Origin of the sequence: Actinomadura soli (assembly GCF_005889715.1) — a bacterium.
Lineage (GTDB): Bacteria > Actinomycetota > Actinomycetes > Streptosporangiales > Streptosporangiaceae > Spirillospora > Spirillospora soli.
Genome location: NZ_VCKW01000046.1, coordinates 1 through 20,916, shown reverse-complemented (window position 1 = coordinate 20,916; position 20,916 = coordinate 1). Strand labels below are relative to the sequence as shown.

The window sequence follows — 20,916 nt, the reverse complement described above, 5'->3', positions numbered from 1 at the left end:
TATCCCAAAGGCGGCGGTTGCGGCAACGGGGGTGGGCCGGGTTAGCGTCGAGCACGACAGATCGCGGGGGTCCGGCGAACCGGGCTGAGATAGCGGCTGAGACGGCCGCTGACCGCATGAACCTGACCGGGTAATGCCGGCGTAGGGAGAGATCGAGTCGTCATGACCGAACCTTTGGTTCCAGCCGCCCGCAAGACGTATCTGCGGGGCTCGCGCCCCGACATCCGCGTCCCGATGCGGGAGGTGCCGCTGACCAGCGGCGACACCGTCGTCCTGTACGACACGTCCGGGCCGTACACCGATCCGGCGCGGGAGACCGACGTCCGCCGGGGGCTGCCCGCGCTGCGGGAGCCGTGGATCGCCGGGCGCGGCGACACGGCGCCGTACGAGGGCCGGGCCGCCCGTCCCGAGGACGACGGCCGCAGGGCCTCGGCCCAGCCGCCGCCCCTCCAGGACGGCTTCCCGCCGAGACGGCCGCGCCGCGCGACCGGCGGCGCGGTCACCCAGCGCGCGTACGCGCGGCGCGGGGAGATCACGCCGGAGATGGAGTTCGCGGCGCTGCGCGAGGGCGTGGCGCCGGAGTTCGTCCGGGACGAGCTGGCCGCCGGGCGCGCCGTGCTGCCCGCGAACGTCAACCACCCCGAGACCGAGCCGATGATCATCGGACGGAACTTCCTGGTGAAGGTGAACGCGAACATCGGGAACTCGGCGGTGGCGTCGTCCATCGAGGACGAGGTCGAGAAGATGACGTGGGCCACCCGCTGGGGCGCCGACACGATCATGGACCTGTCGACGGGCAGGGACATCCACACCACGCGCGAGTGGATCCTGCGGAACTCGCCGGTGCCGGTGGGAACGGTCCCGCTGTACCAGGCGGTGGAGAAGGTCGGCGGCGACCCCGCGGAGCTGACCTTCGACGTGTTCCGCGACACGGTGATCGAGCAGGCCGAGCAGGGCGTGGACTACATGACCGTCCACGCCGGGGTGCTGCTGTCGTACGTGCCGCTGACGGCGCGTCGCAAGACCGGGATCGTGTCGCGCGGCGGGTCGATCATGGCGGCGTGGTGCCTGGCGCACCACGAGGAGAACTTCCTCTACACGCGTTTCCGGGAGCTGTGCGAGATCTTCGCCGCGTACGACATCACCTGGTCGCTCGGGGACGGCCTGCGCCCCGGCTCGATCGCCGACGCCAACGACGAGGCGCAGTTCGCCGAGCTGCGCACCCAGGGCGAGCTGACGAGGATCGCCGCGGAGTTCGGCAACCAGGTGATGAACGAGGGCCCGGGCCACGTCCCGATGCACAAGATCAAGGAGAACGTCGACCTGCAGCAGGAGTGGTGCGACGGGGCGCCGTTCTACACGCTCGGGCCGCTGACCACCGACATCGCGCCCGGCTACGACCACATCACCTCGGCGATCGGCGCGGCGATGATCGGCTGGCACGGCACCGCGATGCTCTGCTACGTCACCCCGAAGGAGCATCTCGGGCTGCCCGACCGCGACGACGTCAAGGCCGGCGTCATCGCCTACAAGATCGCCGCGCATGCCGCCGACCTCGCGAAGGGCCATCCGGGCGCGCAGGCGTGGGACGACGCGCTGTCGGACGCCCGGTTCGACTTCCGGTGGGAGGACCAGTTCAACCTGTCCCTCGACCCGGACACCGCCCGCGCGTTCCACGACGCCACGCTCCCGGCGGCCCCGGCGAAGACGGCTCACTTCTGCTCGATGTGCGGGCCGCACTTCTGCTCCATGAAGATCACCCGGGACGTCCGCCGGTACGCCGACGAGCACGGCCTGGCCGAGGAGGAGGCCCTCTCCGCGGGGATGCGGGCGAAGGCGGACGAGTTCAAGGCCGCGGGCGGCCGCGTCTACCTGCCGCTCTCCCCCGGCGGCACCTGACGCCCGGCGCCCGGCTCCGGACACGGAGGGGAGGCCCGCCGCGGACGGCCCCGCGGCGGGCCTCCCGCGTCCCGGCGAAGCCCGCCGCCCCGGCGAGGGCGGCGCGCGGCTACTATCGAGGGACCGTTCCAAAGCCGCGGATCCCCGGATCGCCGCCGGCCCGTTGACCCACCGGGAAGGACCGACGACTCAGGTGACCAGCGAGGACATGCCGAAGCCGGGCCCGGCCCGGGCGATGCGCGCCGACGTGCGGCGCAACCGCGCCCGGCTGCTCGCCGCCGCCAGGGAGATGTTCGAGCGGGACGGGGCGGGCGCCTCGCTGGAGGGCGTCGCGCGGCTGGCGGGCGTCGGCATCGGGACGCTCTACCGGCACTTCCCCACGCGCCAGGACCTCCTGGAGGCGCTGCTCGCCGACGTCTACGACGGGCTGGCCGCGACGGGCCGCGAGCTCCTGGTCTCGCCCGCGCCCGGGGAGGCGCTCACCACCTGGCTGCGGGCGTTCATCGCGCGGACCACGGCGTTCCCCGGGATGGCGGCCTCGGCCGTAATGTCGCTGCGCGACGAGCGGCCCGGGCGATCCGGGGCTTCCGCGGCGTGCCGCGCGATGCGCGACGCGGGCGAGGCCCTGTTCGCACGCGCGCGGGACGCAGGCGACGTGCCCGCGGACGCCGTTTTCGCCGACGCGCTGCGGCTGACGGGCGCGATCGCGGTGGTCACCGAGCGGGAGCCCGAGACGGCGGACCGGCTGCTGGCCCTCGCCGCCACCGGCCTGGTTTCCGGCAAGGCCGCCCACTAGAGCAGGTACCCCGCGACATCAGCGCGGGGCCGCGCTCGCTCAGGAGGTCTCCGGCACGGGGAGGATGCGGCGGGGGCCGCGCGGCGCGCCGCCCCGCTGCCGCCATTCGCGCGGGTAGCCGACCGACACCTCGATGTGCGGGACGTCGCCGGTCCAGATCGTGCGGGGGATGTGGAGGTGCCCGTACACGACCGACACCGCGCCGAACCGGCTGTGCCAGTCGGCGGTCCGCTCGGTGCCGCACCACTGGGCGAACTCCGGGTACCACAGGACGCGGGTCGGTTCGCGGACGAGCGGCCAGTGGTTGACCAGCACCGTCCGCGTCCCGGGTGCGAGGGCCGAAAGGCGCTTCTCGGTGTAGGCGAGGCGCGCGTCGCACCAGGCGTCGCGCGTGGGGTGCGGGTCGGGGTGCAGGTAGACCTCGTCGGTGCAGACGACGCCCGCCTCCTGCGCGACCCTCAGGGCCTCCTCCTTGGTGGACGTCCCCTCCGGCCGGAAGGTGTAGTCGTACAGGAGGAACAGCGGCGCGATCGTCACGGGGCCGTCCTCGCCCTCCCACACGGGGTAGGGGTCTTCGGGGGTCAGGACGCCGATGCTCCGGCACATGTCGACGAGCGCGCCGTAGCGGGCCTCGCCGCGCAGTTGCACCGGGTCGTTGTTGACGGTCCAGAGTTCGTGGTTGCCGGGCGTCCAGATCACGGTGGCGTAGCGTTCGCGCAGCGTTCTGAGCGTCCACTCGACGTCGGAGACGTATTCGGCGACGTCACCGGCCACGATGAGCCAGTCGTCGCCGGACGCGGGCCGCAGCCCTTCGACGAACTCGCGGTTCTCGCGGAACCCGACGTGCAGGTCGCTGATTGCGTGGACACTGCTCATCCAAAGATCGTACGGCCCTGCGGCGGGGTTCAGTCCTCGTCGGCGGGGAGCGTGAAGAGCCGGATGTGCACCGGACGGGCGCCGGGCGGGGCGTCCTCGCGGCGGTGGCCGTGCTCGTGCAGGAGGCGGATGTAGGCCTCGTAGAACTCCACGAGGCCCTCCTCGGTCATGTGCGCGAAGCCGCGCGACAGCCGCGCCCAGGCGCGGTCGCGCTCGTACTCGGCGGGCAGCCGCCGGAACAGCTCCATGTCCTCGGCGTGCGCGACCCGGATGAGCTCGTCGAGGACCGCCCGGTCCTCCGGGGCCACCGTCGCGGGGTCGGGCAGCCGCAGGTCGCGCGGGGCGGCGGCGGGCCGCCACCAGCGCTCCCGCCCGGCGGACCGCTCCGGGATCTCCTCGATGAACCCGTACTTCTCCAGCTGCCGCAGGTGGTAGCTGGTCGTGCCGGTGTTGGCGCCGAGCACCTCCCCGATCGTGGTGGACGTCGCCGGGCCGTGCGCGCGCAGCCGGTGCAGGATCCGGCGGCGCAGCGGATGGCTCAGCGCCTTGATCCGTCCCGGGTCGTCCAGGATCACGGGCTCCGCGTCGTCCTTCATGAGGAGCAGTCTAGTACTACAGAGGTATCTTTGCAGAGAAGTCTTTGCAGAGCTTTCTCTGCGGTCTACGGTGCTCGGCATGAAGAGAGCGATCACGGTCGTGTTGACACTCGTCGCCTGCGCCCTGCAGGGAACCGCCCCGGCCTCGGCGTCCGCCCCGGCTCCGACGTCCGCCTCGATCCCGGCGCCGCCGGGCCTGACCTCCGCCGACGTGAGCTTCACGGGATTCGGCGGCCTCACACTGCATGGCACGGTCCTGGCTCCGGCGAAGGCCGCCCGGCCCGTGCCGGGCGTCGTGCTCGTCACCGGGTCCGGCGCGGGCGTGCCGCGCGAGCATCTGCTGACGGAGGCGACGGAGTTCGCGCGGCGGGGCGTCGCCGTCCTGATCTACGACAAGAGGTCCGCGGGCTACAGCGATTTCCGCCGTTCCTATTCCGAGCTCGCGGTCGACGCGCTCGGGGCGGTGGGCGCGCTGCGCGCCAGGCCCGGCGTCGACCCCGCGAAGGTGGGGCTGTGGGGGCTCAGCGAGGGCGGCTGGGTGGCGCCGCTCGCCGCGTCCCGGTCGGCGGACGTGGCGTTCGTGATCGTGGTCGGCGGCAACGCCATGCCGCCGATCCGGCAGCAGGTCTGGAACGAGGAGTCCGCGCTGCGCCGCGCGGGCGTCTCCGGCTCGCTGATCGAGCACGGCAAGCGCAACTTCGCCCGGCTCGGAGCGGACGCGGGCCTGTTCGCCGAGGCGTTCTTCGACGCCGAGGGCGTCCTGGAACGGGTCAGGCAGCCGCTGCTCGGCGTCTGGGGCGGGCGCGACCTCCAGACCCCGCCCGAGGACAACCCGCCGCTGTTCGCGCGGGCGCTCCGCCGCGGCGGCAACACCCGCTACACGTTCCGCTTCTTCGCCGGCGCCGACCACGCCGCGCACACCACCCCGGACGGCGGCGTCACCCGCGGCGAGGCGCTCGCCCCCGGATACGCCGACCTCGTCGGCACCTGGGTCCACGACGCGACGAGCGGGCGGCCGCCGGTGGCCGACGCCGCGACGCCGTCCAAGCAGGACCACGCGAGCGCGGAGATCTCGCCGTCGCCGTGGTGGGCGTCGGGGTGGATGCAGCTCGTGGCGTTCGCGCTGTTCGTCGTCGCGTTCACCGCGTATCCCCTGGTGGCGCTGGTGCGCCGGCTCCGCGGACGGACGGTGCGCCCGGTGAGCCGGTGGGCGCGGCTCCTCGCCGGAGCGGGGCTGACCTCGGCACTCGGCCTCTTCGTCTACATCTTCTACCTCATGGCCGCCGGACGGACGCCGGACCCGGGGCCCGTCCTGGGGGGCAGGCCGCTGCCGTGGCTGGTGCTCCAGACGCTCGCCGTCGCGGCCGTCGCCGCTGGGATCGCGACGGCGGTGGCGTGGCGGCGGGCCGCCGCGACCGTCCCGGCGGGCGAGCGCGTCCGGCTGGGGCTGCTGGTCACGGCGGGCGTCGTGTTCGTCCCTTGGGCGGTCTATTGGGGGTTGCTCATTCCCTAGCCCCGGGACGGGCGGAACGAGAACGCGGCCCCGCTCCGGGTGGAGCGCGGGCCGCGTTTCCTTCGCGTTTTCGGTGTCAGTTGTTCTTGCCCCAGTGGTAGACGCCGAGGCTCATCGCGAGGAGGCTCGCCCAGGTGAACACGGTGCGGATGGTGTTCCAGGTCGTCCAGCGGCCGGAGTGGTCCGACCAGATCTTCGCCGCCTCGGACGCGTCCTGCGGGATCGTCACCGCCTCCAGGGCCTTGTTCATCGGGATGTTGACCGCGATGGTCGGGACGAGCGCGCCCACAAAGTACACGCCCGCCGCGATGAGGAACAGGACGGCGGCCGAGTTCTCGTCGAGCGTCAGCAGCAGCACCCCGGCCGCGATCGCCGCCACCGGGACCAGCACGAACATGGAAATGAACAGCGGGTTCTGGATCTTCTGGTCCATGCCCTTGAAGGCGTCGATCGCCGAGGCGGGCCGCGCGGCGTCCAGGCCCGGCATCACGCTGGTGGAGAAGCCGAAGAACGTCCCGGCCATGCCGGCGGCCATGATGATCGAGAGGGTCGCCGAGACGGCGGCGAGTGCGGATTGCATCGTCGTGCTCCATTTCTTCTCAAGCGGCGGGAAGTCAGCTCGACCAGATGCCGCTGGCCGCGGTGGTCCGGGCGTAGTCGGCGAAGTCGATCGGCTCGCGGCCGAGCGCGCGCCGGACCCCGTCCGTGGGCCGCGCGTTGCGGCCGTCCAGGATGGTGCCGAACAGGTAGGTGAGGAACTCGATGAGTTCGTCGGGAAGGCCCTGGTCCTTGAGCGCGGCGGCGTAGTCGTCCACGGGGACGGGGACGAACGCGATGTCGCGTCCGGCGGCGCGGCCGATCTCGGCGACGGCCTCGGCGAAGGTGAGGGCGCGGGGACCGGTCACCTCGTAGACCTCCCCGGCGTGCCCGTCGCGGGTGAGGGCCGCGACGGCGACGTCGGCGATGTCGTCGGCGTCCACGAACGGCTCCGGGACGTCGCCCGCGGGCAGGACGACCTCGCCCTCGCGGACGGGGTCGAGCAGGTAGTCCTCGCTGAAGTTCTGCGCGAACCAGCTCGCCCGCACGACCGTCCACGCCATGCCGGACGCCTGGACGATCCGCTCGCATTCCCGCGCCTCGTCCTCGCCCCGCCCCGACAGCAGGACCACGTGCCGAACGCCGGCGTCCGCCGCCGCCGCCGTGAACGAGCGGACGGCGTCGATCGCGCCGGGCGCGGCCAGGTCCGGGTAGTACGACAGGTAGACCTTCTCGACGTCCCGCAGGACGGGCGCCCAGGTGGTCTCGTCCGTCCAGTCGAAGGCCGGGGACGCCGACCGCGAGCCCATGCGGACCGGGGCGTCCAGCGCCTCCAGCCGCTCGACGACGCGGCGGCCCGTCTTGCCGGTCCCGCCGAGGACGAGGGTGAGGCCGTTCTCGATGTTCTGCGCGTTGTTCGTCATGCCCTTAAGTCAACAGCGGGCCGATCCCGGCCACCATCGTTGAGAAGCTCGCCCGCATACGCGAGCGTCTACGCTGGTCCCATGGACGCGCTCACCGACCTCCTCGACGGCCCGCGGGCGCGGGGAGCGTTCATGCTCCGCGCGTCGCTGAACCCGCCCTGGTCGGTCCGGATCCAGGACGAGGCGCCGATCACGCTGCTGTCCATGGTGCGCGACGACGCGTGGCTGATCCCGGACGACGGCGAACCCCGGCGCGTCTCCCCCGGCGACATGGTGATCTTCCGGGGCCCCGACCCGTACACGGTGAGCGACGACCCGGCGACCGAGCCGCAGATCGTGATCCACCCGGGCCAGCACTGCACCACCCTGGACGGGACGCCCATGTCCGAGGCGATGGACCTCGGCGTCCGCGCCTGGGGCAACGCCCCGGACGGCTCGACGGTCATGCTGATCGGCGCGTACCAGATGCGCGGCGCGGTCACGCAGCGGCTGCTGTCCGCGCTCCCGCCGATCGCGATCGTGCGCGGCGACACGTGGAAGTCGCCGCTCGTCGACGTGCTCGGCGAGGAGATCGGCAGGGACGAGCCCGGCCAGGACATCGTCCTCGACCGGCTGCTCGACCTGCTGCTCATCGCGACGCTGCGCGCCTGGTTCTCCCGCCCGGACGCCGAGACGCCCGGCTGGTACCGCGCGCACGGCGACGCCGTCGTGGGCCCGGCGCTGCGGCTCCTGCACGACGACCTGACCCACCCGTGGACGGTCGCCGACCTGGCGTCCGAGGTCGGCGTGTCCCGCGCGGCCCTCGCGCAGCGGTTCGCGAAGCTGATCGGCGAGCCGCCCATGTCGTACCTGACCGGCATCCGCCTCGCCCAGGCCGCCGACCTGCTGCGCGAGAGCGACGCGACGCTGGAGGCGGTGGCGCGCCAGGTCGGCTACGGCAACGCGTTCGCGCTCAGCACCGCGTTCAAACGGGAGCACGGCGTCAGCCCCCAGGAGTACCGCACCGCCTGATCCGCCACCGCACCAGCCGGAGTCACGGGTCGTGCGGCCGGAGGCGCCCCGCGCCGGAGGTCGCACGGCCCCCCGGCCGTGACGGGGGTTCCAGGGGGTCGCCCCCTGGGCAAGCAGGGCTAGCGCTCCTTGCGGAGGGTGGGTTCGGCGCGGACGACCGTCTCGTCCGCCGCGTCGGGGATGAACGGGATGACGAACGCGTAGTCGGCCAGCACGGTGTCGGGCACCTCGCCGGACTCGCCGAACGCGGCGATCTCGCCCCAGCAGGGCGAGCCGAGCGAGCCGCTGTGGTGGCGCACCGACAGCCCGGCGCACAGGTTGGCGAACCGGAGCCGCTCGGCGAGCGGGAGCCCGGCGAGGGTCGCGAACACGAACCCGGCGGCGAACACGTCGCCCGCGCCGGTCGGGTCGAGCGCCTCGACCGGCAGGGCGGGGACCTCGGCCCGCTCCCCCGTCACCGAGTCGACGGCGATGGCGCCTTCGCCGCCGCGCTTGACGACGACCACGGGGACGCGCTCGGCGAGCGCCTCGGCGGCGTCGGGCGGCGTGTCCGTGCGCGTGTAGGCCATGGCCTCGGCGGCGTTGGGGAGGAACACGTCGACGTGGTCGAGGCGGTCGAGGACCTCGGGGGGCCAGGCGCCGGTCTGGTCCCAGCCGAGGTCGCCGAAGACGAGCGTGCCGCGCTCGCGCATCGCGGGGGCCCACGGCGGAAGCGGCCGGTCGACGTCGACGAAGCACGCCCGCGCGGACGGCGGCGGCGGCACCTCCGGCGGGCCGTCCGGCGAGGACGGGACGGGGCGCGAGTACGTCACCATGCTGCGGTCGGAGTCGTAGGCCATCGACACCGTCACCGGCGTCGACCAGCCCGGCACCCGCCGGGACAGGCCGAGGTCGACGCCCTCCTGCTCGGCGAGCGTCCGCCACAGGTAGGCGCCGAACATGTCGTCGCCGAACTCCGCGGCCAGCCCGACGCGCAGGCCGAGCCTGCTCATCGCGACGGCGATGTTGGCGACGCCGCCGGGCGCGGAGCCGAGCCCGTCGGTGACGATCTCGGTGCCGGGCGGCGGCAGCCCCGGGAGGCCAGTGAAGATCATGTCCATGAAGACCTGCCCGGACAGGAACACGTCCAGCGTCGGGGGCGCGGCCGGCCCGCCGCCGCGCAGCCGCGCCCCCGCCGCCCCCCGCTCGGCGCAGGGGTCGGCGAGGGACGGCTCGGGCGGCACGCCCGGCGCCGTCGTCCCCGGGATCATGTCGTCCCCGGGATCACGTCGTTCCCGCAATCACGTCGTCCGCCGAATCACTGGCCCCCCAGAGCGATGGCTTGGCACGTTCCCACGGAACCTAGCCGACGCCACTGACAAATCAGTCCGGGACATAGAGGCGAATATCGTCCACCTTCGCCGATCCCTCGTAGAAATTCATGTGCGGGTCACCGATCATGAACCGGTCCGGGTAGGCGGACCCGGCGGGCCAGGTGTCGTGGTCGGTGAGCGTGCCGCCCGGGCCCTTCCACGTCCAGCCGGCGTTGAACCGGCCGTCGTACTCGTCCGGGCGCTGGTTGTAGTGCCAGATGGGCTCGCCGTCCTGGACGAACGACCGCGTGTACCGGAACGTCGCGCGGCCCACGTGCGCGAACACTCCGGACATCTCCATCGTATAGGCGCCGTCCCGCCGCTCGATCGCGAACGTGTACGGCTCCGCCGGCAGCAGCTCGGGCTTCAGGTCGACGGTCGAGACGATCGCGCCGCCCTTCCTGAGCCCGCACTCGCTCTCCATCAGGTATTCGGTGCCGGGTGACGTCGCGTACCGGCGGTCATCGGTCATGAAGATCGCGTTGACGCCGTTGCCCGTCCCCGCGGAGTACGGCTCGTACTGCTTGGTGGCCGGATTGCAGTTCAGCAGGCCGGAGCCCGTGTATTTGTAGCGGTTGTAGCCGTCCATCGCGACCTTGCGGTGGCCGTGGACGAACACGTTGTTGTGCGGCGCCACCTGCCGGTAGTCCATGATCGACATGTAGTAGAAGCCGTTGGAGTCGGTGCGGACGTCCGCCCACTCGCACTCCGGCCTGGCGAAGTCCCCGCCGGACGCCCAGGGGAAGTTGGTCTTGCAGCCCTCCGGGGAGTAGCCGTTGATCCGGCCGTCCGGGTAGTCCCACGAGCCGCCGCGCTGCCCGCCGAAGTCGAGGCCGCGCAGCGTCATCTCGACCCGGTACTCGGCGGGCAGGTCGCGGGTGGAGCGGATGACGACGCCCGCCTGGTGGGCCGGCTCGTCCAGGTGCGCGGCTCCCCCGCGGGACGTCAGCGTCGGCGGCGCGTCCGGGCGGCCGTCCCCGTCGGCGTCGCGGGCGGCGAGCTCGGCGGTGAGCCAGCCGCGCTTCCCGAACGCGAACGACTTGCGGTAGGTCTTCATCTTCGCGAGCTGCTGGCGGAACGCCGGGCCGCCGACGGTGTCGAAGTAGGCGCCATCGTTGTCGTACATGTCGACGTTGTAGGGGCTGGACGGGCCGTCGCCGTCCGGTCTCCAGGGCGCCCTCCGGTCGTCCAGGTGCCGGTTGAACGGCTCGGCCGCCACCAGCCGCCATCCCTCGGGGGCGGCGCGCGGGCCCGCGTGGGCGGGAGCCGCGCTCAGGGCCGCGGGCAGGACGAGCGGGAGCGCCAGCGCCAGGGCGCCGCGTGTGAGATTCCTCATTCCGCGACGGTAGGACGGCCCCGGCACCACGACCACGGCAAACATCGACAAAGTGGTATTGACCAGTCGCCATATCGGGACATACCGTGTGCCACGACAGGAACAGCATCAAGGGAGGTGAGCGGCGTGACATCCACCGGTGAGTCCCGGTCCGGGAGCACGAAACGGCAGGCCGTGCGCCGCGAGCTGCTCGCGATGCTGGACGGCCTGGACGTCGGGGACGCCCTGCCGTCCGAGCGCCGGCTGGCCGCCGAACTCGGCGTGTCGCGGCCCACGCTGCGCCAGGCCATCGACGGTCTGGTCGCCGAGGGCCTGCTCGACCGGCGGCACGGGAGCGGCACCTACGTGGCCGAACCCCGGATCGCGGTCTCGCTGACCATGACGTCGTTCACCGAGGACATGATCAGGCGCGGGATGAAACCCGGCGGCCGGGTCCTGTCGTTCCGCACGGAAGCCGCGGGGGCGCGGATCGGCAGGCGGCTGGCCCTGTCACCCATCGAAGAGGTATTTACCATTCGGCGGCTGCGGCTGGCGGACGGCACCACCATGGCCATCGAGACGCTCTACCTGCCGCGGTCGCTCATGCCCGGCCTGCGCCGACAGGACCTTGAGGGGCAGTCGTTCTACGACCTGCTGCGCAGCGGCGGCATCATGATCGCCTCGGGCACCGAGACGATCGAGCCGACCGTCACCACCGCCGAGGAGGCCGCCGATCTGGGCGTCCCCGTGCACATGCCGGCGTTCCTGTTCGAGCGGATCAGCAGGGACCAGGACGGACGGCCGCTCGAATACGTCAGGTCGGTCTACCGCGGCGACCGCTATCGCCTGGAACTCGACCTGAGACCACCGAACCACTGATCCACCGACCCGGCCGATCCACCGCGACCCGGGCACGCCGCCCGGGACTCACGGCCGTCCAACCGCGCTGACGGGGGCGACAGCGCACCACCCCACCCCCGAGAAGTGAGGCGACTTCACCATGGACGTCATCAAGGACATCCTCACCTTCCTGGCCGACAACGTGTTCGGCCAGGTGCCCATCCTGATCGGGCTCATCACCCTGATCGGGCTGATCCTGCAGCGCAAACGGTTCGAGGACGTCTTCGCCGGCGCGCTGCGCGCCACGATCGGCGTGGTCATCCTGTTCATCGGCGTCGAGGTGTTCACCGGCGGGCTGACCAGCTTCCAGAACGTCCTCGCGAGCGCGATGGGCACCACGCCGCCGAAGGCCGACAAGACGCTGGCCGGCTTCCTCGGCGACCAGGGCGGGACGATCGCGCTGGTCATCACGGTCGCGTTCCTCCTCCACGTGCTGATCGTGCGGCTCTTCCCGGCGGCCCGGTACCTGTACCTGACCGGGCACCTGATGTTCTGGGTCAGCACGGTGACGGTCGCGTCGCTGGTGACGATCGCGCCGGGCGCCGACCAGCTCACGCTGGTGCTGTGCGGGGCCGGGTTCGTCGCCGCGTACTGGACCGTCCAGCCGCTGTGGATGCGGCCGCTGATGCGCCGCGTCATGCCGGACGACCGGTTCGGGTTCGCGCACACCAGCTCGCTCGCCTGCCTGATCACCGGCTACGCGGCCCGTCCGCTGGGCAGCCGGGAGAAGCACGACACCGAGAAGCTGAAGCTGCCGCGCCAGCTGTCGTTCTTCAAGGACGTCAACGTCAGCACCGCGCTGATCATCTCCGTGATCATGCTGATCGGGGTCGCGCTCGCCGACGACGGCGTGGTGTCGAAGGCCGCGACCGAGATGGACCCCAAACTGTCCCCATGGGTGTGGGCGCTGCTGGTCGGCCTGCGGTTCGCGGGCGGCATCGCGATCCTGCTGTTCGGCGTGCGGATGTTCCTCGGCGAGATCGTCCCGGCGTTCAAGGGGTTCAGCGACAAGGTCATCCCGGGGACCCGTCCCGCGCTGGACGCGCCGACCGTGTTCCCCATCGCGCCGACCGCCGTCATGGTCGGGTTCGTGGCGTCCACGGGCGTTTTCCTGGTCTGCCTGGGCGTGTTCGCCGGGGCCGGCTGGTTCACCCTCGCCCCGCCGATGATCATGCTGTTCTTCGTCGGCGGCGCGGCCGGGCTGTTCGGCAACGTGGTGGCGGGCTGGCGCGGCGCCGTCCTCGGGGGCGTGATCACCGGGCTGATCCTCGCCATCGGGCAGGCCGTCACCTGGGACCTGTTCGAGAAGACCGCCCCGGAGCTGGCCACCCTCGCCGACCCGGACTGGTACGCGATCGCGTGGCTGCTGAAGGCGATCGACCCGGTCGTCGGCGACGCCTCGGTCTGGGCCGTGCCCGCCGTCGCGCTCGCCGCGACGGTCGCGACGCTGCTGGTCCTCGGCCGCGCCGAGAAGCGCCGCGCCGCGGCGGACCCGGCGGCGGAGGACAGGGCCCCCGCGAAGGCCTGACCACCATCTGAAGGAGAGGAGGACCGACATGGCACTCGACCGGCAACTCGAGATCCTCGCGGTCTGCGGCGTCGGCATGGGCACCAGCCTGATGCTGAAGATGACCGCCGAGGACGCGCTCCGCTCGCTCGGCGTGGACGCCCGGGTGGAGAACACCGACGTGTCCTCGGCGCGCGGGATGTCGCCCGACGTGGTGATCGGCCAGGGCATGCACACCAGCGAGATCGCCGACCTCGCGCCCGTCGTCATCACGATCAGCGACTTCCTCGACAAGGAGGGCCTGGAGGCGCAGCTCCGCGAGCACCTGACCGCGCAGGGCTGGCTCTCATGACGTCCCACGCTGGGGGGGCGACCCCCCAGACCCCCCGGCAACGGCCCTTGGTCACGGCCACCGACAAGGTGTCGGCCGGGGACTGGCGGGAGGCCGTCCGGAAGGCGGCCTCGGCGCTGGTCGACGCGGGCGCGGCCGGCGCCGGGTACCCGGACGCCTGCGTCCGGGTGGTCGAGGAGAACGGCCCGTACATCGTGCTGACCAAGGGGCTCGCGCTCGTCCACGCCCGTCCGGAGGAGGGCGGGCTCGCCGTCGGCGTGGGCGTCACCCGGCTGGCGGCGCCCGTCGAGTTCGGCCATCCTGACAACGACCCCGTCGACCTGCTGCTCGCGTTCTGCACACCCGACCCGGACGCGCACGTCGGGACGCTGGCCGCGCTGGCCCGGGCGCTGTCCGGCGGCCTGGCCGACCGGCTCCGCGCCGCGTCCGGCGAGGACGACCTGACCCGTACCTTGAAGGAGGCCGTACCCAATGATTGAAGCCCGGCCGCAGCTCCCCGACCGGGTGCGGACCCTGCTGGACGACCTCGACGCCGCCGCCGGCGAGGCGATCGGCGAGGCCGCCGGGCTGCTGCTGGACTCGGTCGAGGCGGACGGGATCGTGCACGTCGCCGGCGCGGGGCATTCGCTGGCGATGGTGTTCGAGACGTTCTACCGGGCGGGCGGGCTCGCCGCCGTCCGCCCGATCTGGGACCCGGGCGTGTTCCCGCTCGACGACGCCGTGCGGAGCACCCGCGTCGAGCGGCGGACCGGGATCGGGCGGGCGGTCGTCGCGGCGGCGGCGCCCGCCCCGCCCGACGTCGCGGTGGTGTTCTCCACCAGCGGCCGCAACCCGTACCCGGTCGAGGTCGCCGAGGAGTGCGCCGCGCGGGGCGTGCCGGTGATCGCGGTGACCTCGGCGCGGGCGTCGGAGGGCGCCACCGCGCGGACGGCGACGACGCTGGCCGACCACGCCTCGATCGTGCTCGACACCCGCGTCCCGCCGGGCGACGTCGTGCACCCGGCGGCGGCGCCGCGCACGGCGGCGGTCTCCACGATCCTCGGCGCGTACGCGTGGTCGCGCGTCCTCGCCGCCCTGGACGATCTCGCGGCGGCGCGCGGCGCGGACCCGCCCCGCTGGACGAGCGCGAACGTCCCCGGCGGCGACGAGGTCAACGCCGCGCTGCTGGAGCGGTACCGGCACCGCGTCCCCGAGCTCACCGGGGACGGGCCGTCCGGCCCCCGCCCTGTGGGATGATGCGGGCGGGCGGACCGGAACGAGGAGCGAGATGACGACCACACCGGCCGGGGACGACCTGCACATCGTGTTCACCCGCGCGGACCTCGGCGGCGACCAGCGGCTCGACCTGATGGAGTTCACTCTCGTCCTGGAGGACCTCGGCCTCTCCTGGACGCGTTCCGAGACGCAGGACAGGTTCGAGAAGGCCGACGCCAACCTCGACGGGTTCATCTCCTTCGAGGAGTTCCGCGCCGTCATGGAGGCCCAGGGCTAGCGGCCCCCGCGCCTATACCTTCCGGCCCCGCAGCGCGCGGTAGGCGCGCACGAGCGCGGCCGTGGACGCGTCCGGGGCCTGCTCCGGCGGCTCCTGCGAGGTGAGCGCGGGAGCGAGGTCCATCGCCATGACCTTGCCGAGCTCGACGCCCCACTGGTCGAAGGAGTCGATCCCCCAGATCGTGCCCTCGACGAACACGATGTGCTCGTAGAGGGCGACGAGCGAGCCGAGCGTCTTCGGGGTGAGCTTCGGCGCCAGGATCGTGCTCGTCGGCCGGTTGCCCGGCATGACCTTGTGCGGGACGACCGCGGCGGGCGTCCCCTCGGCGGCGATCTCCTCGGCGGTCTTGCCGAACGCGAGCGCGGACGTCTGCGCGAGCATGTTGGCGGTGAGCAGGTCGTGCATTCCCGCCGGGCCGTCGACCACGGGGTCCTCGAACGGCTCGGCGAAGCCGATGAAGTCGGCGGGGACGAGCCGGGTGCCCTGGTGCAGGAGCTGGTAGAAGGCGTGCTGGCCGTTGGTGCCCGGCTCGCCCCAGAAGATCTCGCCGGTCTGCGCGACGACGGGCGCGCCGTCGGCCCGCACCGACTTGCCGTTCGACTCCATCGTGAGCTGCTGCAGGTAGGCGGGGAACCGGGCGAGGCGCTGGCTGTAGGGCAGGACGGCCCGGGTCTGCGCGCCGAAGAAGTCGGTGTACCAGACGCCGAGCAGGCCCATCAGAACGGGCATGTTCGCCTCGAACGGCGCGCTGCGGAAGTGCTCGTCGATCTCGCGGAACCCGGCGAGCATCTCCCGGAACGCCTCCCCGCCGATCGCGATCATCAGCGCGAGGCCGATGGCGCCGTCGAAGGAGTAGCGGCCGCCGACCCAGTCCCAGAAGCCGAACATGTTGGCGGTGTCGATGCCGAACTCGGCGACCCGGTCCGCGTTGGTCGACACGGCGACGAAGTGGCGGGAGACGGCCGTGTCGTCGCCGAGCCCGTCGACGAGCCACCGCCGGGCGACCTTGGCGTTGGTGAGGGTCTCCAGCGTCCCGAACGTCTTGGAGGCGACGACGAACAGCGTCCGCTCGGGGTCGAGGCCCGCGAGCTTCCCGACGATGTCGGCCGGGTCGATGTTCGACACGAACCGGCACGAAATGCCTGCGTCGGCGTAGTCGTGGAGGGCCTCGTAGGCCATGGTGGGGCCGAGGTCGGAGCCGCCGATGCCGATGTTGACGACCGTGGTGATGCGCTTGCCGGTGAAGCCCGTCCACTCCCCCGCGCGGACGCGTCCCGCGAAGTCGGCCATCTTGTCCAGGACGGCGTGCACGTCGGCGGCGACGTCCTGCCCGTCGACCGTCAGGGCCTCGGCGGGCGGGAGCCGCAGCGCCGTGTGGAGGACGGCGCGGTCCTCGCTGACGTTGATGTGCTCGCCGGAGAACATCGCGTCGATCCGCCCGCGCAGCCCGGCCCGCCCGGCGAGCGCCACCAGCAGCCGCATCGTCTCGGCGGTGGCGCGGTGCTTGGAGTAGTCCAGGTGGAGGTCCCCCGCGGTCACGGTCATGCGGCCGACCCGCCCCGGATCATCGGCGAAGAGCTCGCGCAGGTGCCGCCCGGCGAGCGCCGCCTGGTGCTCGGCCAGCGCGGACCACTCGGGCGACTCGGTGATATCTGCCATTGCCTCTCTCATCTCCTCGGCGGGTGAGGCGCGCCGACGTCCCCCGCGGCGCCGCCCCGTCCCCAACCGGCGATCATAGGTCGACCGCGCGTGACCGTATCAGGCCGTCCCCGCCCCCGCCCCCGAACCGGCCGCACCGGGGCGGGGCTAGGGTGGCGCGAATGAGCGAGCGGGCGTTATGGGTCGGCACGTACACGGGCGAGGCCGGGAACGGGTCCGGGATCTACCGGGTGACGCGGCGGAGCGACGGCGTCCTCGCGGGGCCGGAGCTCGCCGCGGAGGCGGTGAGCCCGTCCTATCTGGCCGTGCATCCGGGCAGGGACGTCCTCTACGCGGTGCGTGAGGAGGACGAGGGCGGCATCGTCGCGTTCGACGCGTCCGGCGGCGGGCTGCGGGAGATCGGGGTGCGCGCGGCGGGGGCGCTGCCGTGCCATCTGTCGGTGACGCCCGGCGGCCGGCGGCTGATCGTCGCGGACTACGGGTCCGGGACGGTCAGGGCCGTTCCGCTGGGCCCGGACGGCGGGTTCGCCGGTGAGGCCGACGTGGCCGAGGGCCACGGGAGCGGCCCGGTGGCCGACCGGCAGGAGGGTCCGCACGCGCACGCGAGCGCGAACGCCCCGGACGGGACGATCCTGACGACCGACCTCGGAGCGGACCTGATCCGGTCGTTCCGGATCGAGGACGGCGCGCTGCGGCTCGCCGGGGAGACGCCGCTACCGGCCGGGTGCGGGCCGCGGCATCTGGTCGTCCACCCGGGCGGGCACGTCCACGTGGTGGCGGAGCTGGCCGCGTCCATGCTCGTGCTGCGTCCGCTGGACGGGTACGCGCGCCTGGAGGTCGTGGCGGAGTCGCCCGCGACGGCGGGGCCGGCCGGCGATCCGGCCTACTGCGCGGCGCTCAAGCTCGGCGACGGCGGCCGGTACGTCTACACCTCCACGCGCGCGACCGCCGTGGTGACCGCCCACCGGGTCGTGGACGGCGGCGCGGCGCTCAAGCCGGTCGCGGACGTCCCGTCCGGCGGCGCCTGGCCCCGCGACCTGCACGTGGACGGCGAATGGATGCACGTGGCCAACGAGCACAGCGACACGATCGCGACGTTCCGGATCGGCGCGGACGGCGTCCCCGGGCCGGTGGGGACGCCGTTGCCGGTGCCGTCCCCGGTGTGCGTGATCCCCGCCTGACCGCCGCCGGGCGGGTGTTTCCGGTCCGGTCCCCCGGGCACGTCCCGGGACATGACCACGATCGCCACGACCAACCCCGCGACGGGCGAGGTCGAGAAGACCTTCGACGCGCTGACCGACGAGGAGGTCGACCGGCGCATCGCGCGGGCGGCGCAGACGTTCGCCTCCTACCGGACGACCGACGTCGCCCAGCGCGCGGAATGGATGAACGCCGCCGCGGACATCCTCGACCGGGAGTCCGAGCAGGTCGCCGCGATGATGACGACCGAGATGGGCAAGACCCTGAAGGCCGCCGGGGCGGAGGCGCAGAAGTGCGCGAAGGCGTGCAGGTACTACGCCGCGCACGCTGAGGAGTTCCTCGCCGACCGCCGTCCCGCCGGCGCGGACGCGGTGGGCGCGCGGGACGCCTACGTGCGCTACCAGCCGCTCGGGCCGGTGCTGGCGGTGATGCCGTGGAACTTCCCGCTCTGGCAGGTGATCAGGTTCGCGGCGCCGGGGCTGATGGCGGGCAATGTGGGGCTGCTGAAGCACTCGTCGAACGTCCCGCAGACGGCCGTGTTCCTGGAGGACCTGTTCCGCCGCGCCGGGTTCCCGGAGGGCGCGTTCCAGACGCTGCTCATCAGCTCGTCCAAGGTCGAGCGGGTGCTGCGCGACCCGCGGGTCAAGGCCGCGACGCTCACCGGCAGCGAGCCCGCGGGACGGTCCGTCGCGTCGATCGCGGGGAGCGAGGTCAAGCCGTCGGTGCTGGAACTGGGCGGCAGCGACCCGTTCGTGGTGATGCCGTCCGCCGACATCGAGGCGGCGGCGCGGACGGCCACGGAGTCGCGGTGCCTCAACAACGGGCAGAGCTGCATCTCCGCGAAGCGCTTCATCGTCGACATCGGCTGCGCGGACGAGTTCGAGCGGCTGTTCGTGGAGAACATGCGCGCGAAGCGGGTGGGCGACCCGATGGACGACGCCACGGACGTGGGCCCGCTCGTCAGCGAGGAGGGGCGCGCGGAGGTCGAGGAGCAGGTCGCGGACGCGGTCGCCAAGGGCGCGACGGTGCTGTGCGGCGGCGAGCGGCCCGGCGGACCCGGCTGGTTCTACCCGCCGACGGTGATCTCCGGTGTGACGCCGGACATGCGGATGTACCACGAGGAGGTCTTCGCGCCGGTCGCGTCGGTGTTCCGCGTCCGCGGGGTGTCGGAGGCGGTGGAGGTCGCGAACGCGACGGGCTTCGGGCTCGGCTCGAACGCCTGGACGCGCGACGACGCCGAGCGGGAGCGGTTCGTCCGGGAGCTGGACGCCGGGCAGGTGTTCGTCAACGGGATGGTGACGTCGTATCCCGAGCTGCCGTTCGGCGGGACGAAACGCTCCGGCTACGGGCGGGAGCTGTCGGCGGAGGGCATGCACGCCTTCTGCAACGCCAAGACGGTCTGGGTCGGCTGAACGGCCTCTACCGGACGGTCTGCGGGATCTTCCACGGGTTGCCGTCCCTGAGCGGGGGCGGGAGGAGGTCCTGCGGCCACCCCTGGTACGCGACCGGACGCAGGAACCGGTCGATCGCGGCCGTGCCGACCGAGGTGGTGGACGGCGAGGTCGTCGCCGGGAACGGGCCGCCGTGCTGCATCGCGTGGGTGACGGACACGCCGGTGGGCCACTGGTTCCACAGGACGCGGCCGCTGCGCCCGGCGAGCACGGCGGACACGGCGGCGGTGATCACGTCGTCCGGTGCCATCAGAAGGAGAAGCCTTCGGGGAAGGGGTCGGCGGGGTCGAGCAGGTAGTTCGCGGTACCGGTGATCCACGCGCGTCCGGAGATCTCCGGGACGACGGCGGGCAGCCCGCCCACCTCAGCGGTGCCGGTGAGCCGTCCATGTATCGAACGAATTGTACCGGGGCGCGGGTCAGAGTTCCGCGAGCCTCCCGACCCCGGCCGCGCGCGCCCGCTCGACGATGACGGAGGCCGCCGCCGTGTCCTGCACGCCGACGCCGACGCTGTTGTAGAAGACGATGTCGCCGGCGGACTCCCGCCCGGCGGCGAGGCCCGCGACGACCGGCCCGAGGGGCCGCACCTGCTCCGGGCTCAGGTGCCCCGACCGGATCGCGGCCACGACCGGCCCGGCGTGCTCCAGCCCGGTCGGCACGTCGTCCACCACGACCAGGGCGGCGCGGGTGAGGACGTCGTCGTCCACCTCGGCACGGTCCGGGGCGAAGGAGCCGACGCTCAGGACCGTGCACCCGGGGTCGAGCCATTCGCCGAGGACGACCGGTTCCGCGCTGGTCGTGGCGGTGACGACGATCTGCGCCCCCTCCACGGCCGCGCGCGCGGACGCCGCCGTCTCCACCGGCATCCCCAGCTCGGCCGACAGCCCGGCCGCGACGCCGCACGTCTCCGGGTGGCGGCACGCCATCGCCACATGGCCGATCGGACGGACCCGCGCCATCGCCCGGACGTGCGCCCGCCCCTGGACGCCGCAGCCGATCACCGCGAGCCGGGACGCGTCCGGGACGGCGAGATGGTCGGCCGCCACCGCGCTGGCCGCCGAGGTCCGCAGCGTCGTCACCGCCTCGCCCTCGATGATCGCGACGGGGCGTCCGTCCACCGGGTCCTGGACGGTCACCAGGGCCGCCACGGTCGGCAGGCCGCGCGCCGCGTTGCCCGGGGTGACGCTGCCGAACTTGGAGACCGCGCCGGTGCCGGGCAGGCGGGACACGTAGCAGAACGCGATGCCGCCGTCCGGGCCGTCCAGCAGGAGCCGCGGCGCGAGCCGCGCCTCGCGGCGGCCGAGCGCCTCGAACGCGGCCCGCTGCGAGGCGATCGCCGCCGGAAGGTCGAACACCGCGCGCACGTCGGCGGCGGAAAGCAGCAGGACGTCGGCCATGATCCGATCCTCGCGAGCGCGTTCCCGCGCTGTCGAGGCCGAAAGGGCAAGCGGTTCTTATCGATCACTACATGAGATCGCATGCTTGCCCGTCTCGACGGCCGTCCAACGAGGTTCCAGGCTTTCACCATCCCGCCCTTG

General features: G+C 72.9%; 20 protein-coding genes, 2 pseudogenes and 1 riboswitch. Of the genes and pseudogenes, 12 read left to right on the top strand and 10 right to left on the bottom strand.

Features of this window, described 5'->3' with window-relative positions; all coding sequences use genetic code 11:
• The first annotated feature begins 53 nt into the window (after window positions 1-53).
• A riboswitch (TPP riboswitch) is annotated at window positions 54-167 on the top strand.
• Window positions 163-1,899, top strand: a complete 1,737-nt coding sequence (gene thiC / locus ETD83_RS11850; RefSeq protein WP_138645141.1) for a phosphomethylpyrimidine synthase ThiC — start codon at window positions 163-165, stop codon at window positions 1,897-1,899. (Overlaps the previous riboswitch by 5 nt.)
• Before the next feature lie 193 nt (window positions 1,900-2,092).
• A complete protein-coding gene (locus ETD83_RS11845) occupies window positions 2,093-2,695 on the top strand; it encodes a TetR/AcrR family transcriptional regulator (RefSeq protein WP_230420840.1) in 603 nt (200 codons plus the stop codon).
• A gap of 39 nt (window positions 2,696-2,734) precedes the next feature.
• On the opposite strand, the gene ETD83_RS11840 is transcribed toward ETD83_RS11845, so the two are convergent.
• Window positions 2,735-3,571 carry a metallophosphoesterase family protein gene (locus tag ETD83_RS11840; RefSeq protein WP_138645140.1) on the bottom strand — a complete coding sequence of 279 codons (837 nt, stop codon included), beginning with the start codon at window positions 3,569-3,571 and terminating at the stop codon, window positions 2,735-2,737.
• Between the two features lie 29 nt (window positions 3,572-3,600).
• Complete coding sequence (locus tag ETD83_RS11835) at window positions 3,601-4,167, bottom strand: winged helix-turn-helix domain-containing protein (protein ID WP_138645139.1); 567 nt, start codon at window positions 4,165-4,167, stop codon at window positions 3,601-3,603.
• 79 nt (window positions 4,168-4,246) lie between these two features.
• On the opposite strand from ETD83_RS11835, the gene ETD83_RS11830 reads away from it, so the two are divergent.
• A complete protein-coding gene (locus ETD83_RS11830; protein WP_138645138.1) occupies window positions 4,247-5,680 on the top strand; it encodes an alpha/beta hydrolase family protein in 1,434 nt (477 codons plus the stop codon).
• 76 nt (window positions 5,681-5,756) lie between these two features.
• Here ETD83_RS11830 and ETD83_RS11825 read toward each other — a convergent pair whose 3' ends face one another.
• Entirely contained in the window at window positions 5,757-6,260 is a 504-nt protein-coding gene (locus ETD83_RS11825; RefSeq protein WP_138645137.1) for an anthrone oxygenase family protein, read from the bottom strand.
• A 34-nt stretch (window positions 6,261-6,294) separates the two neighbouring features.
• On the bottom strand, window positions 6,295-7,140 hold the full coding sequence (locus tag ETD83_RS11820; RefSeq protein ID WP_138645136.1) for an NAD(P)H-binding protein: 846 nt from the start codon (window positions 7,138-7,140) through the stop codon (window positions 6,295-6,297).
• Between the two features lie 81 nt (window positions 7,141-7,221).
• Between ETD83_RS11820 and ETD83_RS11815 the strand changes: the two genes are divergently transcribed.
• Window positions 7,222-8,151: an AraC family transcriptional regulator gene (locus ETD83_RS11815; RefSeq protein WP_138645135.1), complete on the top strand. Its 930-nt coding sequence runs from the start codon at window positions 7,222-7,224 to the stop codon at window positions 8,149-8,151.
• Window positions 8,152-8,270: 119 nt separating this feature from the next.
• Here ETD83_RS11815 and ETD83_RS11810 read toward each other — a convergent pair whose 3' ends face one another.
• Together ETD83_RS11810 and ETD83_RS11805 are read right to left on the bottom strand one after the other, a co-directional pair.
• Window positions 8,271-9,401: a carbohydrate kinase family protein gene (locus ETD83_RS11810; protein WP_138645134.1), complete on the bottom strand. Its 1,131-nt coding sequence runs from the start codon at window positions 9,399-9,401 to the stop codon at window positions 8,271-8,273.
• A gap of 112 nt (window positions 9,402-9,513) precedes the next feature.
• Window positions 9,514-10,839 carry a hypothetical protein gene (locus ETD83_RS11805; RefSeq protein WP_138645133.1) on the bottom strand — a complete coding sequence of 442 codons (1,326 nt, stop codon included), beginning with the start codon at window positions 10,837-10,839 and terminating at the stop codon, window positions 9,514-9,516.
• Window positions 10,840-10,965: 126 nt separating this feature from the next.
• Between ETD83_RS11805 and ETD83_RS11800 the strand changes: the two genes are divergently transcribed.
• From ETD83_RS11800 to ETD83_RS11775, 6 genes are all read left to right on the top strand, one after another.
• The gene (locus ETD83_RS11800; protein ID WP_230420839.1) at window positions 10,966-11,697 is read left to right on the top strand and encodes a GntR family transcriptional regulator; all 732 of its coding nucleotides are present in this window, start codon (window positions 10,966-10,968) and stop codon (window positions 11,695-11,697) included.
• Window positions 11,698-11,818: 121 nt separating this feature from the next.
• Window positions 11,819-13,246 carry a PTS ascorbate transporter subunit IIC gene (locus ETD83_RS11795; RefSeq protein WP_138645132.1) on the top strand — a complete coding sequence of 476 codons (1,428 nt, stop codon included), beginning with the start codon at window positions 11,819-11,821 and terminating at the stop codon, window positions 13,244-13,246.
• A gap of 28 nt (window positions 13,247-13,274) precedes the next feature.
• Window positions 13,275-13,577 (top strand): PTS sugar transporter subunit IIB, encoded by a 303-nt coding sequence (locus ETD83_RS11790; protein ID WP_138645131.1) that lies wholly within the window; start codon window positions 13,275-13,277, stop codon window positions 13,575-13,577.
• A gap of 47 nt (window positions 13,578-13,624) precedes the next feature.
• Complete coding sequence (locus tag ETD83_RS11785) at window positions 13,625-14,056, top strand: PTS sugar transporter subunit IIA (RefSeq protein ID WP_171064154.1); 432 nt, start codon at window positions 13,625-13,627, stop codon at window positions 14,054-14,056.
• Window positions 14,049-14,813, top strand: coding sequence for a sugar isomerase domain-containing protein (locus ETD83_RS11780; RefSeq protein WP_138645129.1), 765 nt, complete (start codon window positions 14,049-14,051; stop codon window positions 14,811-14,813). The genes ETD83_RS11785 and ETD83_RS11780 overlap by 8 nt, the downstream gene beginning before the upstream one ends.
• Window positions 14,814-14,844: 31 nt before the next feature.
• A complete protein-coding gene (locus tag ETD83_RS11775; protein ID WP_138645128.1) occupies window positions 14,845-15,069 on the top strand; it encodes an EF-hand domain-containing protein in 225 nt (74 codons plus the stop codon).
• Between the two features lie 12 nt (window positions 15,070-15,081).
• On the opposite strand, the gene pgi is transcribed toward ETD83_RS11775, so the two are convergent.
• Window positions 15,082-16,728, bottom strand: a complete 1,647-nt coding sequence (gene pgi / locus ETD83_RS11770) for a glucose-6-phosphate isomerase (RefSeq protein ID WP_171064153.1) — start codon at window positions 16,726-16,728, stop codon at window positions 15,082-15,084.
• A 161-nt stretch (window positions 16,729-16,889) separates the two neighbouring features.
• Between pgi and ETD83_RS11765 the strand changes: the two genes are divergently transcribed.
• Both ETD83_RS11765 and ETD83_RS11760 read left to right on the top strand, forming a co-directional pair.
• Window positions 16,890-17,909, top strand: coding sequence for a lactonase family protein (locus tag ETD83_RS11765; RefSeq protein ID WP_138645126.1), 1,020 nt, complete (start codon window positions 16,890-16,892; stop codon window positions 17,907-17,909).
• 51 nt (window positions 17,910-17,960) lie between these two features.
• A complete protein-coding gene (locus ETD83_RS11760; RefSeq protein WP_138645125.1) occupies window positions 17,961-19,340 on the top strand; it encodes an NADP-dependent succinic semialdehyde dehydrogenase in 1,380 nt (459 codons plus the stop codon).
• A gap of 7 nt (window positions 19,341-19,347) precedes the next feature.
• On the opposite strand, the pseudogene ETD83_RS11755 reads toward ETD83_RS11760, so the two are convergent.
• The 3 genes and pseudogenes from ETD83_RS11755 to ETD83_RS11745 all read right to left on the bottom strand — a co-directional run.
• Window positions 19,348-19,581, bottom strand: a pseudogene (locus ETD83_RS11755) (aldehyde dehydrogenase (NADP(+))); the annotation flags it as partial.
• 47 nt (window positions 19,582-19,628) lie between these two features.
• Window positions 19,629-19,766, bottom strand: a pseudogene (locus ETD83_RS11750) (proline racemase family protein); the annotation flags it as partial.
• A gap of 31 nt (window positions 19,767-19,797) precedes the next feature.
• Window positions 19,798-20,775, bottom strand: coding sequence for an ornithine cyclodeaminase family protein (locus ETD83_RS11745; RefSeq protein WP_138645123.1), 978 nt, complete (start codon window positions 20,773-20,775; stop codon window positions 19,798-19,800).
• Window positions 20,776-20,916 lie beyond the last annotated feature (141 nt).